At 57.8% G+C, this 15898-nt stretch carries 15 protein-coding genes and 2 tRNA genes; 6 read left to right on the plus strand and 11 right to left on the minus strand.

The genetic code is table 11. The features are described from left to right. Positions 1 to 101: 101 nt before the first annotated feature. Positions 102 to 1079 (minus strand): biotin synthase BioB, encoded by a 978-nt coding sequence (gene bioB / locus QZ292_RS03735; RefSeq protein ID WP_294598013.1) that lies wholly within the window; start codon positions 1077 to 1079, stop codon positions 102 to 104. Between the two features lie 86 nt (positions 1080 to 1165). Between bioB and QZ292_RS03740 the strand changes: the two genes are divergently transcribed. The 3 genes from QZ292_RS03740 to QZ292_RS03750 all read left to right on the plus strand — a co-directional run bounded on the left by QZ292_RS03740 (position 1166) and on the right by QZ292_RS03750 (position 2677). Further along, positions 1166 to 1239, plus strand: a tRNA-Arg gene (locus QZ292_RS03740). Between the two features lie 165 nt (positions 1240 to 1404). Further along, positions 1405 to 2172, plus strand: coding sequence for an ADP-ribosylglycohydrolase family protein (locus QZ292_RS03745; protein ID WP_294598015.1), 768 nt, complete (start codon positions 1405 to 1407; stop codon positions 2170 to 2172). Between the two features lie 433 nt (positions 2173 to 2605). Continuing rightward, a tRNA-Glu gene (locus tag QZ292_RS03750) sits at positions 2606 to 2677 on the plus strand. Between the two features lie 1102 nt (positions 2678 to 3779). Here QZ292_RS03750 and metF read toward each other — a convergent pair. From metF to QZ292_RS03775, 5 genes are all read right to left on the minus strand, one after another. Further along, complete coding sequence (gene metF / locus QZ292_RS03755; protein WP_294598017.1) at positions 3780 to 4730, minus strand: methylenetetrahydrofolate reductase [NAD(P)H]; 951 nt, start codon at positions 4728 to 4730, stop codon at positions 3780 to 3782. Between the two features lie 31 nt (positions 4731 to 4761). After that, positions 4762 to 6198 (minus strand): carbon starvation CstA family protein, encoded by a 1437-nt coding sequence (locus tag QZ292_RS03760; protein WP_294598020.1) that lies wholly within the window; start codon positions 6196 to 6198, stop codon positions 4762 to 4764. A 330-nt stretch (positions 6199 to 6528) separates the two neighbouring features. Beyond that, a complete protein-coding gene (locus tag QZ292_RS03765; protein WP_294598023.1) occupies positions 6529 to 6678 on the minus strand; it encodes a hypothetical protein in 150 nt (49 codons plus the stop codon). Between the two features lie 606 nt (positions 6679 to 7284). Continuing rightward, on the minus strand, positions 7285 to 8688 hold the full coding sequence (gene ahcY, locus QZ292_RS03770) for an adenosylhomocysteinase (protein ID WP_294598025.1): 1404 nt from the start codon (positions 8686 to 8688) through the stop codon (positions 7285 to 7287). Further along, a complete protein-coding gene (locus QZ292_RS03775) occupies positions 8672 to 9088 on the minus strand; it encodes a riboflavin kinase (RefSeq protein WP_294598028.1) in 417 nt (138 codons plus the stop codon). Before QZ292_RS03775 ends, ahcY begins: the two co-directional genes overlap by 17 nt. Before the next feature lie 65 nt (positions 9089 to 9153). On the opposite strand from QZ292_RS03775, the gene QZ292_RS03780 reads away from it, so the two are divergent. After that, entirely contained in the window at positions 9154 to 9687 is a 534-nt protein-coding gene (locus QZ292_RS03780) for a MerR family transcriptional regulator (protein WP_294598031.1), read from the plus strand. Between the two features lie 466 nt (positions 9688 to 10153). Here QZ292_RS03780 and QZ292_RS03785 read toward each other — a convergent pair whose 3' ends face one another. Beyond that, the gene (locus QZ292_RS03785; RefSeq protein ID WP_294598034.1) at positions 10154 to 10381 is read right to left on the minus strand and encodes a hypothetical protein; all 228 of its coding nucleotides are present in this window, start codon (positions 10379 to 10381) and stop codon (positions 10154 to 10156) included. A 315-nt stretch (positions 10382 to 10696) separates the two neighbouring features. Continuing rightward, complete coding sequence (locus QZ292_RS03790) at positions 10697 to 10855, minus strand: hypothetical protein (RefSeq protein ID WP_294598036.1); 159 nt, start codon at positions 10853 to 10855, stop codon at positions 10697 to 10699. Positions 10856 to 10931: 76 nt separating this feature from the next. On the opposite strand from QZ292_RS03790, the gene QZ292_RS03795 reads away from it, so the two are divergent. Then, a complete protein-coding gene (locus tag QZ292_RS03795) occupies positions 10932 to 11918 on the plus strand; it encodes an iron ABC transporter permease (RefSeq protein WP_294598038.1) in 987 nt (328 codons plus the stop codon). Continuing rightward, on the plus strand, positions 11918 to 12712 hold the full coding sequence (locus QZ292_RS03800) for an ABC transporter ATP-binding protein (RefSeq protein ID WP_294598040.1): 795 nt from the start codon (positions 11918 to 11920) through the stop codon (positions 12710 to 12712). Before QZ292_RS03795 ends, QZ292_RS03800 begins: the two co-directional genes overlap by 1 nt. Before the next feature lie 60 nt (positions 12713 to 12772). Here the strand turns inward: QZ292_RS03800 and QZ292_RS03805 are convergent, their stop codons facing one another. From QZ292_RS03805 to QZ292_RS03815, 3 genes are read right to left on the minus strand one after another with little or no spacing between them, the layout of a single operon-like run. Next, positions 12773 to 13753 (minus strand): DUF4349 domain-containing protein, encoded by a 981-nt coding sequence (locus QZ292_RS03805; protein WP_294598041.1) that lies wholly within the window; start codon positions 13751 to 13753, stop codon positions 12773 to 12775. 12 nt (positions 13754 to 13765) lie between these two features. Next, positions 13766 to 14551, minus strand: coding sequence for a nucleoside triphosphate pyrophosphohydrolase (mazG, locus tag QZ292_RS03810; RefSeq protein WP_294598043.1), 786 nt, complete (start codon positions 14549 to 14551; stop codon positions 13766 to 13768). Further along, positions 14548 to 15513 (minus strand): beta-1,6-N-acetylglucosaminyltransferase, encoded by a 966-nt coding sequence (locus QZ292_RS03815; protein WP_294598045.1) that lies wholly within the window; start codon positions 15511 to 15513, stop codon positions 14548 to 14550. The genes mazG and QZ292_RS03815 overlap by 4 nt, the downstream gene beginning before the upstream one ends. Positions 15514 to 15898 lie beyond the last annotated feature (385 nt).

A 15898-nucleotide genomic window follows, 5' to 3' on the forward strand; every position in this document is an offset into this window, starting at 1 on the left:
GGCCGGGTGGGTTGGATGTGCCTGCGCCGGAACGATGCAAAATCCGTTCCTAAAACAAGGCTGTTCCGATAGAAAAAGTGCTTTCCCGACCTCTTTCGCGGCTATTCCGTGAAACCGCACCGGCGGAACATCTCGCGGTCTTCGGCCACGCCGGAACCGATGGTGGTGAGCAGGTCGCCCACGATGGCGGCATTCGCACCACCTCGCAAGGCTTGCTCCTGCACTTCGCGCCGAAGCAGTGTCCGGCCGCCGGCGAAACGGATGTGGGCGGTCGGGTGGATCAGCCGGAAGAGGGCGAAGGTGCGCAGGATGTCGTCGTCCGACAGGGGCGGGGTGTTTTCGAGCGGTGTGCCCGGTATCGGGTTCAGTACGTTGATCGGAATCGAGTCCGCGCCGATTTCGCGCAGGGCGAAGGCCATTTCGAGTCGCTGCTCCGCCGTCTCGCCCATGCCGATGATGCCGCCGCTGCAAATCCGCATGCCGGCTTCGCGAGCCCACTGCAGCGTCCGTCGTTTTTCGTCGAAGGTGTGGGTCGTGCAGAGCTGCGGAAAGTAAGAGGGGGCCGTTTCGATGTTGCAGTGGTAGTGTCCGACGCCGGCCTCTTTCAGGGTTTGCAGCTGTTCGCGGGTGAGGAGACCCATCGAGGCGCAGAGGTGTCCGTTGCGGAAACCCGGCATCTGCTCCGCGATGGTGCGATAGATGGCGGCGCACTGCTCGATTTCGCGGTCGGTCAGGGTGCGTCCGCTGGTCACTAACGAGAAACGGCCGACTCCTTTGTCGTGGTTGTCCTGTGCGTGGCGGAGGGCTTCGGCGGTGTCGGTCAGGGGGTAGACGTCGATTTTTGTCTGATGATGAACCGACTGGGCGCACCATTTGCAATTCTCGGAACAACGCCCGCTGCGGGCGTTCATGATCGAGCAGGTGTCTATCCGGTTGCCCGTGAAGCGGGCTCTTATCCGGTCGGCGGACTGACGAAGTGCATCGGTATCCGCTGTCTTTAAAAGATGGTGTGCTTCGTCCGGCGCGAGCCGGTGGTTGTCGGCGATGATCGCTGTTTCGAGCTCAGGGAGCGTTTTCATCGATGTTCGATAGATTTTTGCAAATATAGAGAATATAAATTTTGGAAATATCGGGAGAATGCCTACTTTTGCGGTGCGAAAGCATTGGCGCCGTAGCTTAATTGAATAGAGCATCTGACTACGGATCAGAAGGTTACAGGTTTGAGTCCTGTCGGCGTCACACTCAGGATCAGCCACTTGCAAGGATGCAGGTGGTTTTTTTGTGCCCGGTTCCGGAGACGTCTCGCGCAGTTTGTCCTCCCCGAGATAATGTCATTAGATACGATCTATTCCTGCGCCTGTATGACGAATTTTATAATTTTGTATAAGGGTAAAACGACTGAAAATGATTGGAGCTATCATCGGAGACATTGCGGGAAGCTGTTATGAGTTTGACAACACGACCGACTATCATTTCCCAATTTTTTCCACCGATAAAAATTACACCGACGATACAATCTGTACGATAGCCGTAGCCGATGCGATTCTTAATCAGCAGGACTATCGAACTTCAATGAGAGCATGGTGTCGTAGATACCCGCATCCGATGGGTGCGTACGGCAACTATTTTTTCGATTGGGTGATGCGTCCCGATTCATATCCGTACCATAGTTTTGGGAATGGTTCTGCCATGCGTGTCAGTCCGGTCGCTTGGCTCTTCGACAATGAGCAGGATGTGAGCGTGCAGGCCGAGTTGTCCGCTGCGATTACCCATAACCATCCGGAAGGGATCAAAGGTGCGGTTGCCGTAGCGGTTGCCATCTTCAGGATGAGGACGGCGATTAATAAGACATCTGCCATTTTTGAAAGTGTTGCCAAAGAGTTTTATGGCGATGCCGCTTTCTCCAATCTGCCGGAGAGGGGATTCTTTGATGTAACGTGTCAAGGATGTGTGCCGTTGGCCTTGTATCTGGCATCACTCGCGACGAGCTTTGAGGATGCCGTTCGCCGTGCGGTGGTCTATGGTGGGGATACCGATACCGTGGGGGCGATTGTGGGCTCTCTGGCGGAAGCCCGATATGAAATTCCCGATGAAATGGTTTCCAATGCGAAATCATATTTGCCCCGAGATATGCTCGAAGTGGTGCATCGCTTTGAATCACGAAGAAAGTGATGAAAGATATTGAGACTGCCGACGGGCGATGGTCAGGTGTGTGCAGTGTCGGCGGAATACGGGAGGGATAGCCGGATGGTGAGTTTCACGGTGCATTTATCGCTTTGTGCCGATACTTTTGTCGGGCGCCGGCATGAAGTCGGTAATCGTCAGCTACAAAGTATCGGTTGCCTTTCGTCTCTTCCTGTCCGGATAACCGCACTGTCTGAACGGGATGGTTGGCGTGGGTATATTTAATTGATAATCAGAATGCTGTAGGGTTTGATCTCGTCGGCGTCACTTGGTTTCGAAGGGCTTTTTTCTTTGGGAATAAAGGGAGAAGCTTTTCCCCTTTGGAGAAAGGGGAGTGGCCGGAAAAATTGTTGGAATTTTTTTCGGCGGGCGTTTGGAATTTCCGAAAATGGTTCTACCTTTGCACTGTCATTCTGACGATGGCCCTTTCGTCTATCGGTTAGGACACAAGATTTTCATTCTTGGAAGAGGGGTTCGATTCCCCTAGGGGCTACGATTTTTGTAGTTTTCAGCGGCTTGCCCGGATGGGCAGGCCGTTTTTTGTTGCGGTATAGGTTGTCATAACTTTAATACGTGGGGGGCTGCCCGGCCTGAGGTCAGTCGAAGCTTGACGCGCGTCGCCGCCTAAAGAGGCGATTCAAGTGTTTTGGCGAAGAGCCGAAGCAGAATGAATCGCCCAAGCGCGCGAGCAAAAACTAAGGACTGCGAAGCATAAGGTGTAGTGTAGCTATCACAAAAGTTTTTGGTGCCGCTTTTTGAAAAAAGCGGCAGTTCCGTCCGGCACAGAGCTCTCCCGCCGCCCGCCCGCTAAAGAGGGCATATTCTGCCGATTGGCGGTGAGCCAATTCGGCAAGAATTGCCGCGCGCGGACGTGGCGGAGCGACAGCGGAGCCGCAGTGAGGCGGACACGATTTTTGCGCCGCGTTGGCCGAGCAAGAGGTCGGAGGATTGGGCGAAAATTGGGGCGGAGCTATTGGCTGTGGTTTGGGCTGAGTGCTGTGCGACCCACGGGGTCGCGCAGTCCGTCGCCACCCCCGGCGGCGGGCTGCAACTCGACGGAGCTCGTTGCGCCCTCCGCTGGCGCCGCACTGCGGTGGATTTTCGCCCGGGCTACTCTTCGAGCTGCAGGGGTTTCGACCTTATTTTTGTCCGCGATTCTTGTTCGCGCGCCTTATGCGATTCATTCTATTTCGGCTATCGCCGAAACAGTTGAAACGCTTCTTAAGGCGTCGGCGCGCGTTGGTTTGAGGGTACTGCCCTCGGGCCGGGCAGGCCCCGCGTGCCCGCGGTGGGCAAATGGCTTTGTCGGCCCAATCATCCGTTAATTGGGGTAGAGGCTGCCAGTTGGGAGTGCGGCACGCCCCGTTTATTCCGAGAGGCAACGCAACTGAAAACCGAGGGCGTGGTTGCTCGCGTTGCGGGGGCGAAGGTACTGTGTGCTGAAGTCCAGGAATATGCCAGCTATACCGCTGATCATCGAAGACCAGCTGTTCCCCTCGTTACCGACGCCGTTCAGTGTGCCTATATTGTGAACGCGGTAGCCCGGGGCGGGGATTCGACGAGTCGAAACCCGTCGGAAAACAACTCAAAACAACTCAGAACAACGCCCGGGCGATCCGTTCCACGTTGTCCGCCTTGCCCATCGTATAGAAGTGAAGCGCCGGAACCCCCGCAGCCATCAGCTCGCGGCCCTGTGCCACCGCCCACTCGATCCCCACCTCCCGCACGGCCGCATTATCCCGACACCCTTCTACCGCCCGCACCAGTTCGTCCGGCAATTCGATGCCGAACGTCTGCGGCAACAGAGAGAGCTGCGATTTCGTCGTGAAAGGCTTGAGGCCTGCGACGATCGGAACCTCGATCCCCGCCGCCCGACACGCTTCGACATAGGTGAAGTATTTCGCGTTGTCAAAAAACATCTGAGTCACTACATATTCCGCCCCTGCATCGATTTTCGCTTTCAGGTGGGCGATGTCGGCCGAGAGGTTCGGCGCTTCGGCGTGCTTTTCCGGATAGCCGGCCACGCCGACGCAAAAGTTTGTCGGAGCGCTGTGTTCCAGCTCCGAGTCGAGGTATTCGCCCCGATTCATCCGGATGATTTGCCGGACGAGCTCCGCAGCGTGCAGGTGTCCCCCCTCCGTCGTCCGGAAGGTGCGTTCGCCGCGCAGGTTGTCTCCCCGCAAGGCCAGAATATTGTCGATTCCCAGAAAACTCAGGTCGATCAGCGCGTCTTCGATGTCGTATTTCGAGAAACCGCCGCAAATCAGGTGCGGAACGACGTCGATGCCGTAGCGCGCCGTAATGGCGGCGGCGATTCCCACCGTTCCCGGCCGTTTGCGCACCACGCGGCGCTCCAGCAGGCCGTCGGGCCGCTCGATGAGTTTCACCTCCTCGCGGTGGTAGGTGACGTTGATATACGACGGGTGGTAGGGGGCCAGCCGTTCGATCGTGTCGAAAATCGTGTCGATATTGTCGCCTTTGAGCGGCGGCAGGAGCTCGAAAGCGAAGCGGGTCTTGCCGGATTCGAATTTCTGGGTGACTTTCATCGTGCGATAAAAATAAACGGTTCCGTTTCCGTCATATCGTGGTTACCCGTCCGCGCCAGACGTTCCGCACGTACCATCCCATGACGGCCACGATGACGAGGGTGATGACCGAGCCGATCGCCAGCCCCGTGTAGTAGGGCAGTGCGAGTCCTTCCCGGGCGATGAAGATGTAGAACGAGACGATGAAGGTCATAAAGGCGGCCGGAAGAAATGCGATGGCCCACTGCCGGTGTCGTACGGAGAGGTAGACGGTCACCGTCCACAGGCAGATGGCGGCCAGCACCTGGTTGGCCCAGGCGAAGTATTTCCAGATGACTTCGAACGGCATGAGGGTGATGGCCACGCCGATCAGGAAGATCGGAAGCGAGATGTAGAGCCGTTTCAGCAGGTGTTTCTGTTCGAGGTGCAGGAAGTCTGCCGCAATGAGCCGCGCACAGCGGAATGCCGTGTCGCCGCTCGTGATCGGTGCGACGACCACGCCCAGCAGGGCCAGAAAGGCGCCGACTTTGCCCAACGTGGTATTGGTAATCGTCTCTACGGCCCAGGCGGCATTCCCGCCGTGTGCCGCGAGCGCGTCGCTCAGCCCCTCCGTCCCGCCCCAGAAGGCCATCCCGATGGCGGCCCAGATCAGGGCGATAACTCCCTCCGAGACCATGGCGCCGTAGAAGACCGGTCGTCCCTGCCGTTCGTTGGTGACGCACCGGGCCATCATCGGCGACTGGGTGGCGTGGAACCCCGATACGGCACCGCAGGCGATCGTAATGAACAGGGTCGGAATAATCGGCAATCCCTGCGGATTGGCCGTAAAGTTGCCGAACGATGCGGCCGAGAGGTCCGGAATCTCGTAAGGCCCGACAAACAGCACGCCGAGGATGCCGAGCGCCATGGCGAACAGGGCGATGCCGAAGATCGGATAGAACCGGCCGATAATCTTGTCGATGGGCAGCAGGGTGGCCAAAATGTAGTAGGCCAGAATGATCCAGACCCAAACCGACTGGCTCAGTCCGGTGAATCCTTCGAGGATGCCGGCGGGGCCGACCATGAAGACGGCGCCGACGAGTATCATCAGAAAGAGCGTAAAGGCGCGCATGACTTGCCGTACGGTCAGCCCCATGTAGCGTCCGACGATCTCCGGGAAGCTCACGCCGCCCTCTTTGAGCGAGATCATGCCGCTGGCGTAGTCCTGCAGTCCGCCGACGAGAATCGTTCCGAAGGTGATCCACAGGAAAGCGACCGGGCCGTACATGGCTCCCAGCAGGGCGCCGAAGATGGGGCCGAGTCCGGCGATGTTCAGCAGCTGGATCAGAAAAGTTTTCCAGGCGGGCAGCGGCAGATAGTCCACTCCGTCGCGATGGGTTTCGGAGGGTACGGCCGCTTTCGGGTCGGCTCCGAACTGCCGTTCCAGATAGCGGGCGTAGGTGAAATAGGAACCGATAAGCAGTCCCAAACAGATTAAAAAGGTGGTCATAATGGTCGAACGTTTTTCTGCATGCGCAGCGCGTGGTTTCCGCCGCTCGATGCAGCGGTGCAAAGATAAGGATTCGGGAGCGAGACTGTTCCTTCGGGTACGTTTTTTGGCTTCCGGCGGGGAGTGGCACGGTATTTGAATCCTCTTCCGGGTGTATTATTTATCGGAGATCGTATTCAATTACCTATCGTTAGTACAATCAGGCTTGGCGCTTCGCAGGGCTTCCGTATCCCGAATGACCGGATCGGATGCTCTGCGGGGCGCAGGCTGTTTTTTTTGTTTGGAGTAGGGGCTTAGGGTAGTTCCATCCCATTGGCCCCTGCGTACCGTTTATTCCGAGAGGCAACGCAACTGAAAACCGTGGGCGCGGTCTGTCGTGTAATTGGGAATGAGTCCTATCGTGTTGAAGCTCAGGTAGACGCCTTTTATGTCGTTGACCGCAGAGGTCCAACTGTATCCGGAGTTGCCGACGTCGCTCAACGCGCCTGAGGTGCTGAGGCGGAAGCCCGGGGTGGGCGCAGGGTGTTTTACTGGCTGCCTCGGCTTTAAGTTAGGGTAGAGGCTGGTATTAAAAGACGCTGTGCGTCCGTTTATTCCGAGAGGCAACGCAACTGAAAACCGTAATTGCGATTGACCGCATTCAAAAAGTTGATATATGTAGCAGTGAACCACAAACGCCAGGCGTCCGTACTCTCGTCATCCGCCGAGGCAGACCAGACCGTACCCTCACTGCCGACAAGACGCGTTGCACCATCGACTCTTTCGCGGTAGCCCGGGGCGCGCCCACAGGGCGTTTTATTGGCTGTGTCTATCCTACGCGCGCCTCTTTAGCGGGCGGGCGACTGTCGATCTTTGCCCCGGCTGGAACCGTACCTTTTGACTTCGTCTTCCTCGTGCTGCCTCGACAAAGTCCGCAAGCGGTCTCTGCTCTCGGTACGCTACTCGGTTCCGAAGAAAAGGTACCCGAAAGACTTTTAGATAGCTGCGCTATGCCTTAGGCTCCGCACGCCTTAATCTTTGTTGCGTGTCCATAAAAATACGGTTCACAACTGAAGTCATGAACCGTATCGTATCTGTAGATTCGGATTAATACCGGTAGAAATCCGCTTTGTACGGCCCGTCGACCGGAACGCCGATATAATCTGCCTGAGCCGGTGTCAGCCGCGTCAGATGGGCGCCGATCTGCTCCAGATGCAGCCGCGCCACCTCTTCGTCCAGGTGTTTCGGAAGCCGGTAGACTCCGATCCCGTAATCCCGCTGCCAGAGATCGAGTTGTGCCAGTGTCTGATTCGTGAACGAGTTGCTCATCACGAACGACGGATGGCCCGTCGCACAGCCTAAGTTCACCAGCCGCCCCTCCGCCAGCACGAAGATCGAGTGGCCGTCCTCCGCAAAGGTGTAACGGTCGACCTGCGGTTTGATCTCCGTGCGCGTCGCCCCCTCGAACGCGTTGAGCCGATCCATCTGGATCTCGTTGTCGAAATGGCCGATGTTGCAGACGATCGACTGATCCCGCATCCGTTGCATGTGTTCCAGTGTGATGATATCCCGGTTCCCTGTCGTGGTGACGTAGATATTCCCGATCGGTAGCGCCTCTTCGACCGTCTTGACCTCGAAACCCTCCATCGCCGCCTGCAAAGCGCAAATCGGGTCGATCTCCGTGACGATGACTCTGGCGCCATAATGCCGCATGGAAGCCGCGCATCCCTTGCCCACATCCCCGTAGCCGCAGACTACCACCACCTTGCCTGCAATCATCACGTCCGTAGCCCGTTTGATGCCGTCCGCCAGCGACTCCCGGCAGCCGTACAGGTTGTCGAACTTCGATTTCGTGACGGAATCGTTGACGTTGATGGCCGGAAAGAGCAGCTCTCCGCGCTCCATCATCCGGTAGAGCCGGTGTACCCCCGTGGTGGTCTCTTCCGATACCCCCCGTAACTCGCCGACTGTCGCGTGCCATTTGCCCGGTTCCGTTTTCAAAGTCTCTTTCAACAGGTTCAGGATGACCTGCTCTTCGTGATTCGCCGCTGCTTTGTTTAAAATCGAGGCGTCGTTCTCTGCCGAAAACCCTTTGTGAATCAGCAATGTGGCGTCCCCTCCGTCATCGACGATCAGGTGCGGCCCTTTTCCACCCGGGAAGGTGAGCGCCTCGCGCGTGCACCACCAGTAATCCTCCAGCGTCTCCCCCTTCCAGGCGAAAACCGGTACGCCGCCGGCCGCAATCGCTGCCGCTGCGTGGTCTTGCGTCGAAAAGATGTTGCAGGAGCACCACCGCACATCCGCCCCCAGCTCCACTAAGGTTTCGATCAATACCGCGGTCTGGATGGTCATGTGCAGCGAGCCCATGATCCTTGCCCCCTGCAGCGGTTTCGAAGGCCCGTATTTCTTGCGCAGGGCCATCAGACCCGGCATCTCGTGTTCAGCGATTTCGATCTCTTTCCGGCCCCAGTCGGCCAGAGACATGTCGGCTACTTTATAAGGTAAACTCATGGTATGCTATGATATCGAGTGCTTTTTGTTTGTCTGCTTCCATCGCCCGGCGCAGCTCCTCCACGGAGGCGAATTTCCGTTCGGGCCTCAGGTAGTGCAAAAGGTCGATCCGGAGCTCCCGGCCGTACAGATCACCGGTGAAGTCGAACAGCCAGGCTTCGGCTTTGGGCCTCTTTTCGGGTGTTACGGTCGGGGCGGTGCCGATATTGACCAATGCCCAGCGACGATGGGTGCCCCGGTCGTCCTCCCATGCGGCGCGGGCCAGCCAGACGCCGTCCTGCTCTTTGTCCCGGCTCCGGCCGGTGGCGGCGAGTTCGATGTTGGCGGTCGGGAATCCGAGTGTCCGGCCCAGCTGCCGGCCGGCCGTTACGGTACCTTGTATGCTGTGGCGCTTTTGCATTCGGTGGTCAAAGGTATGGAAAAAATCGCTATCTTGGCGGATCGAACCGAAACCCTGTTTTCCGCATGATCGATAAGAAAAAGAGTTCCCGAAAGATGTTTTTCAGCATGGGCGAAGTCTCCGAAATGTTCGACGTGAATCCGTCGTTGATTCGTTTTTGGGAGAAGCGGTTCGACGTGCTCAAACCGAAAAAAAATGCCAAGGGGAACCGACTTTTTACGCCGGAGGATGTCGAGAATCTGAAGCTCATTTATCACCTGGTCAAGGAGAAGGGGATGACGCTGGCGGGGGCGGAAAAGTACATCAAGGACAATAAAAATGCGCTGAAACGGGATGTCCAGATTTTGGAACACCTGGGGCGGATCCGGGCAGCGTTGCTGGAGATCAAGACGGAGCTGGGGGCGGAGAGCTCGGATACGGAGATTGTGGTGCGGACGGAGGCTTTGGCGGAGGCGGTGAACGAGGCTCTTCCGGCGGAAACGGAGGTGGAAATGGCGGAAGAGACGGAGGCAGTGTCGGCCGATGAGGAGTCGCAGGTCTCGGTGGAAGAGGAGGTGGAAAAACCTCGGTATATCGAACCGACACTGTTCGACTTTTGAACGGACGAGGAGTGAGTTTTGCGGAGTCTGAGTGCGCGGACAGAGAACGATGTGAGGATTTGGACCGGCCCAGCCAATTGGGAGTGCGGCACGCACCGCCCGCCCGGCGGAAGGGCAGTACCCTCAAACCCGTCGCCCGCCCGCTAAAGAGGGATTTCGCTCATTTTGCGACAGCCAAACCGAGATGAAATCCCAGCGGGCGACGGCAAGCGGCGGAGCGATAGCGGAGCCGCAGTGAGGCGGACACGGGGCGGAGAATTGGGCGGGGCTTTGGGCTGTAGTTTGGGCAGAGCTTTTGCGACCCTTTAGGGTCGCGCGGGCCGGACGCCTCCCCCCCGGGAGGGACGCACAGCGTCTTTTACTGGCAGCCTCTACCCCAGATCACTCCCGGGCGTCCGGCCGCAACGGTGTAGGGTAGAGGCTGCCTTAGGGTAGACACGGCCAGTAAAAGACACTGCGCGTCCGTTTATTCCGAGAGGCAACGCAACTGAAAACCGAAGGCACTGTTGCCCACGTAGTTGGGATAAAGCCACGTCGTGCCGAAGCCTAAGCTCATGCCAAGAGTACTACTGGCCGGCGAAGACCAACTGTACCCGACATTGCCAATGGACCTTGCTACGCCCTCCCCATGATTGCGGAAGCCCGGGGCGGGGTGATTGGGTTTGCTTTCGCGCGCCATGGGAAATCCCGTCAAACGTGCCGGCACATTTTGACGATTTCCCTTTTAAGGCGTCGGCGCGCGGTTGGTTTGAGGGTACTGCCCTTACGCCGGGCGGGCGGTGCGTGCCGCACTCCCAATTGGCCGCCTCTACCCCAACAGGATGGAACTGCCCTGCGCGGGCGGTGTCCGGCCAATATGGCAAAGAAAACCCCAATAAAACGCCCAGTGGGCGCCCCGGCGGGACGGAGCGAAATTACGTTTCGCTGCGGCTGTGTCGGCCCAATCTGCGGGTGGGGTAGAGGCCGCCTTAGGGTAGATCCGGCCATTTGTGAGTGCGACACGCCCCGTTTATTCCGAGAGGCAACGCAACTGAAAACCGTGAGCACAGTTGACCGGACTGCTGCACAGTAATCGTTGCATATCGAAAAGTAGATAGATGCGGTTCGTGCCGCTGATGGAAGAAGACCAGCTGTTGCCCTCAACCCCGGTATTGCTTGCGGCACCCAAACATCCATTGCTACCCCCGTCGCGGTAGCCCGGGGCGGGGAGGGGGCGGCAATGAAATAAAAAATCGAAACATAGATTGAAACTGAAATTCATACTCCTCGGCGTGCTGCTCGTCGGACTGTTCGGAGCCGATGTGACGGTTGGCTCGACGGGGCTGGTGTGGCCGTTCGGTGCCGGCGATGACGAGGTGATGCGGCGGATTCTGTTCGACTTTCGGCTCCCGAAAACGATCGTGGCGCTGCTGGTCGGAAGCGCCCTGGCGGTGAGCGGACTGCTGATGCAGACCGTTTTCCGGAATCCGCTGGCCGGCCCTTATGTCCTGGGAGTCAGCTCGGGAGCCAGTCTCGGCGTGGCGCTTTTTCTGCTCGGCGCACCGGTGATCGGAGGACTCGGCATGGCGCGCGATCTCGGCATGGCGGTGGCTGCGTGGAGCGGGGCGGCGGCGATTCTGGTGGTCGTGATGGTCGTGTCGGCGCGGATCCGGGATATGATGGCTGTCCTGATCCTCGGGATGATGTTCGGCAGCGGAGCAGCAGCCCTGGTCGATCTCCTGCAATATTTCAGCAGCGACAGCGCGTTGAAAGGGTTTGTCATCTGGTCGATGGGGAGTCTCGGCGGCTTGTCGCCTGCCCAGGTGCTGATCCTGGCGCTTTGTGTCGGCGGCGGGATACTGCTCTCGGTTTTATCCGTTAAACCGTTGAATCTTTTGTTGCTGGGCGAGGGATATGCCCGGAGTATGGGGGTGTCGATCCGGCGGGTGCGGACTGTGATTTTTGTGGCGACCTCTTTGCTGGCGGGAGGCGTGACCGCGTTTTGCGGGCCGATCGGATTCGTCGGGATTGCCGTTCCGCACCTGGCCCGGATGTTTTTCCGGCGGGCCGATCATCGGATCCTGTTGCCCGCTTCGATGTTGATCGGCGCCGATCTGATGCTCCTTTGCGACATGTTGTCCCAACTACCGGGCACGGATTTGATTCTGCCGGTCAATACGCTGACGGCGCTGGTGGGGATTCCGGTGGTGGTCGCCGTGGTGGTCAATAACAAACGCGGGAGGATGATGTAATGGGACTCGAAATCGAAGACCTTACCCTCGGCTATCGACCGAAAAGGGGAGGAGAAGAGCGGATCTTGCAGGAACATCTGACGCTCAAGGCCGAAGCGGGGCGATTGATTGCCCTCTTGGGCCGGAACGGGGTCGGAAAGAGTACGCTTTTGCGGGTGTTGGCCGGCGTGCGGAGACCGTTGAGCGGGACAGTGTCGCTGGACGGCGATGCGTTGTTACGGCTCTCGCCGGCGGAACGGGCCCGGCGGATTGCGTTTGTGACCACGGAGCCGGTGACAGCGGCCCATTTGCGTGTGCACGAGGTGGCGGCTATGGGGAGGGCGCCTTATACAGGATGGTTCGGGACGTTGTCGGCGGAGGACGAACGCCGGGTGGCCGAGGCGTTGGAACAGGTCGGGATGGCTTCGTTTCGGGACAAAACGCTCGACTCGCTCAGCGACGGGGAACGGCAGCGGGTGATGATCGCACGAGCCTTGGCTCAGGATACGCCGGTGATGCTGCTCGACGAGCCGACGGCGTTTCTCGACCTGCCGAACCGGTATCATACCGTTTTGTTGTTGAGACGGTTGGCGCATCGAACGGGTAAAATCGTCCTTTTTTCATCGCACGATCTTTCGGTGGCGCTCCAATTGTGCGATCTTTTGTGGGTGATGGGTCGGGACGGGGTGGAGGCGGGAACGCCGGAAGAGTTGGTGGCGGGCGGTGCGGTCGAGCGGATGTTCGGGGAGCTGCCGCTGCGCTGCGGGCCGGACGGAACGGTTCGACTGACCGACCGGTTCGACGAGAGGGATTAAGAGAAACGCCGGCTGTCGTCACTTATACGACAGCCGGCGTTCTTTATTGAGAAGATCGGGTTATTGTTTTTTCCTGCGGCAGCATCGTTTCCGGCACCACAAAACGCCCCATGTGATCGCTCCGCCCAAGAGTAGCCACCAGATGTGGATCAGGAACAGTGCGATGACTTTCAGTACGTTGAGGCCGCGCGACAAGGCGTTGCCCGCTTCCGTCCAGAATCCCGGCCGGTAGGGTTGCACCTCTTCCGGCTGCGGAAGCACCTCCTGCCGGGTCGTCTCGCGCTGGTAGAGGTGCAGGGTCAGGGTGCCGAACCGGATCCGGTCGTTCAGCTTTCTGAGTTTCAAAGCCGCTGCGTCTCCCTCGAGCGTGCGTTTGAAGGCGATCTCCGCAGCAGAGTCCGTGCGGGGCTTCGGTTCCGACGTATATTTCCGGTATCGCTTTTCGAGTTGCCGCTGGCCTTGCAAGTCGAGCGTGACCTCCTCGGCTTTCAGCCTGCGGTAGTCCAGAACGTCGATATGGTTGGCAATCAGCAGCATGACGGTATCCAGCCGCTCAGCGGGAACCCGTACGGTCATGGTGCACGAGAGCCGGTGGAGGGTCGTTTCCAGAATCGAATCCCGGCTGACCGGCGTCTTGCGGGTCGAAGAGACGAAGTCCTGCATGTCGCTCTGCTGCACGAATCCGCCCTGTTCCCGGACGATCTCTTCGATCGCGTAGATCGAGGTGGCGAGGTGTTCGACGCGGAACTTCATCTCTGCCGTGCGGATAAACTGTCGCGAGCTGTCCGACGAAGCCACCGAACCGGCCGTCAGCAGTTCCCGCCAGCCCTCTGCGCCGTCGCCCGTCCCGTTCTCCATACCGCCGTACACGGCGCTACTCGCCTCCCCTTCCGACATCTCTGTCTCCAGGTCGATCTCTTCGGCCTCTATCGATGCTTCGTTTTCTGAGCGCAGACCGAGGTCGTGGCGGGCGTCGCAACCCGACAGGAAGAGCAGGGCGGTCGCGCTTCCGAAGAGTAAAATCAGCTGTTTCAGTTTCATGATGTTGGGTCGTTACAGGTGTTCCGTTTTCGCTGCATTCCAGTACCGTTCCATCTCCTCGGCGGAGAGGTCTTGTAAAGATAGGCCTTTTTCCTTGGCTTTGTTCTCCATGTAGCCGAATCGGGCCATGAATTTTCGGTTCGTCCGCTCCAGCGCCAGGTCGGGATTCACCCCGTACAGCCGCGCGGCGTTCACCACCGAGAAGAGCAGGTCGCCGAACTCGGCTTCCAAATGATCCGGATTTTTGGCTTCGATCTCGGTTTGTACCTCCGCGACCTCTTCGCGGACTTTCGCCCAAACTGCGTCGCGTTCCGGCCAGTCGAACCCTACGGTCGAAGCTTTCTGCTGGATGCGGCAGGCCTTCGGCAGGGCCGGCATCCCTTTCGGCACCCCCGCCAGAATCGTTTTGTTGCCGTCCTTCTCTTTCTGTTTCAGGGCCTCCCAGTTCTGCACCACCCGTCCGGCATCGGCCGCCGCCGTCTCGCCGTAGACGTGGGGATGGCGATAAATCAGCTTCTCGCAGAGGGCCGTCGCCACGTCGCCGATGTCGAACCGCCCCTCTTCCTGTGCGATCCGGGCGTAAAAGACGATGTGTAGCAGCAGGTCGCCCAACTCCTTCTTTATATATAGGGGATTGCCCTCCACGATGGCGTCCATCAGTTCGAAACACTCTTCGATGGTGGCGTTCCGCAGCGAGAGCATGGTCTGCTCCCGATCCCACGGGCATTTGACCCGCAGTTCGTCCATCACGTCCAGCAGCCGTCCGATGGCGGCCAGTTTTTCTTCCCGGGTATTCATGATTTTTGAATGTGTTGGTCTATGAAATCCAGTATTTCCCGTCCTTCGGCCGTGCTGTCGTCGAATTTGCGGGCGAAGAGCAGGGCGGGTTCTGTTTGTATCACGCGCAACAGATCGTCGCGGTGGCTGATGTCAAAAATGACCGGGGTATGCCGATTGCTCCAATCGACGTAGTGCAGTGTGCCGTAGTCCAGCGGACCCGGCAGATGTTCGATGTTGTTGGCTACGAGGGTGTGGAAATAACACTCTTCTGGAATCTGTGTCTGCCGGTGGAAAGCGTGGTATTTGGGAAGCGATGCGGTGCGTTCGAGTAACAGATCTCCCGTTTGCAGCGGGAAACCGCACCAAAACTCACCTGCATACGGGGGCAGTTCTGGGTACGGGTATTTTCGTCGTACGAAAAAAGCACGAATAGCTTCGAATAACAGAGAGGGCCGATAACGCAATATTTTATAATATGTCACGGCGTTCTCTTTGTTGAACCGGTAGGGCCGGATCCGCTGCACCAATTTTCCGCCGAGTTGAAAGTAGGTGTCGCGAATGCGGTTAAGGCCTCCTTCGGGTAGGTTGGCGTAAGGGAGGGGTTCGGTCTGCATGAACGTTGTTGTGGCATGCTCTTCGAGAAACCGGTGGATGTATGCGCGTGAATGGATCGGGTAGTCTTGTCCGCTGAGCAGAACAATATATCCGTTCTTTTCGGCCGGGTGTTCCGCCTTGATTTTTCGTATCGTTTGTAGGGCGGCGTCTACGGTGGAGATGTGTCCCCATCTCGATACGATACGTTCCGTATCGTCGAGAAATCGCACTTGCGGCTGTCCGGCAGTTTGCTGACGGAACGGTAAGGTGCTGATCCGTTTGTCCACATGGATGTAGAACCAACTCTCCGGTCCGGCCAGTGCGCGAATCATGCGGCCCAGCAGAGTAGGGTAGTTGTAGGTTAGAATTGCGTAAAATATTTTCATGCTATTGATTTGAGAATCAAGATACCTACAAAGCTACGAAAAAAACGGACTCAAAAAAATATTCAAAAAATATTTGCAGAATCCGGAAAGGTGATTACCTTTGCATCCGCAAAAAAGAAGAGGAGGGGGGTGGAATAAGGGGGAAGGAAGGGAAGGAAGGAAAGTGAAAAAAAAGTTTTTGCGGAATTGAAATTTTGATTTATCTTTGCAGTCCGTTTCGGAAGTTTTTCCGGTCGGACGCAATAAAAGAGTTCTTTACTTCGTTTGTGTAATTCCCGACCTCTCGGGGCCGGGGAAACGAATTGAGAATATTTCGGATTCGTCCGAAACAAAGTTCCTTGAAGTATTGCAGTTGTAGTACAAGTTTAGGAGCCAGCGATGGCTC

Source organism: uncultured Rikenella sp. (assembly GCF_910577125.1).
Lineage (GTDB): Bacteria > Bacteroidota > Bacteroidia > Bacteroidales > Rikenellaceae > Rikenella.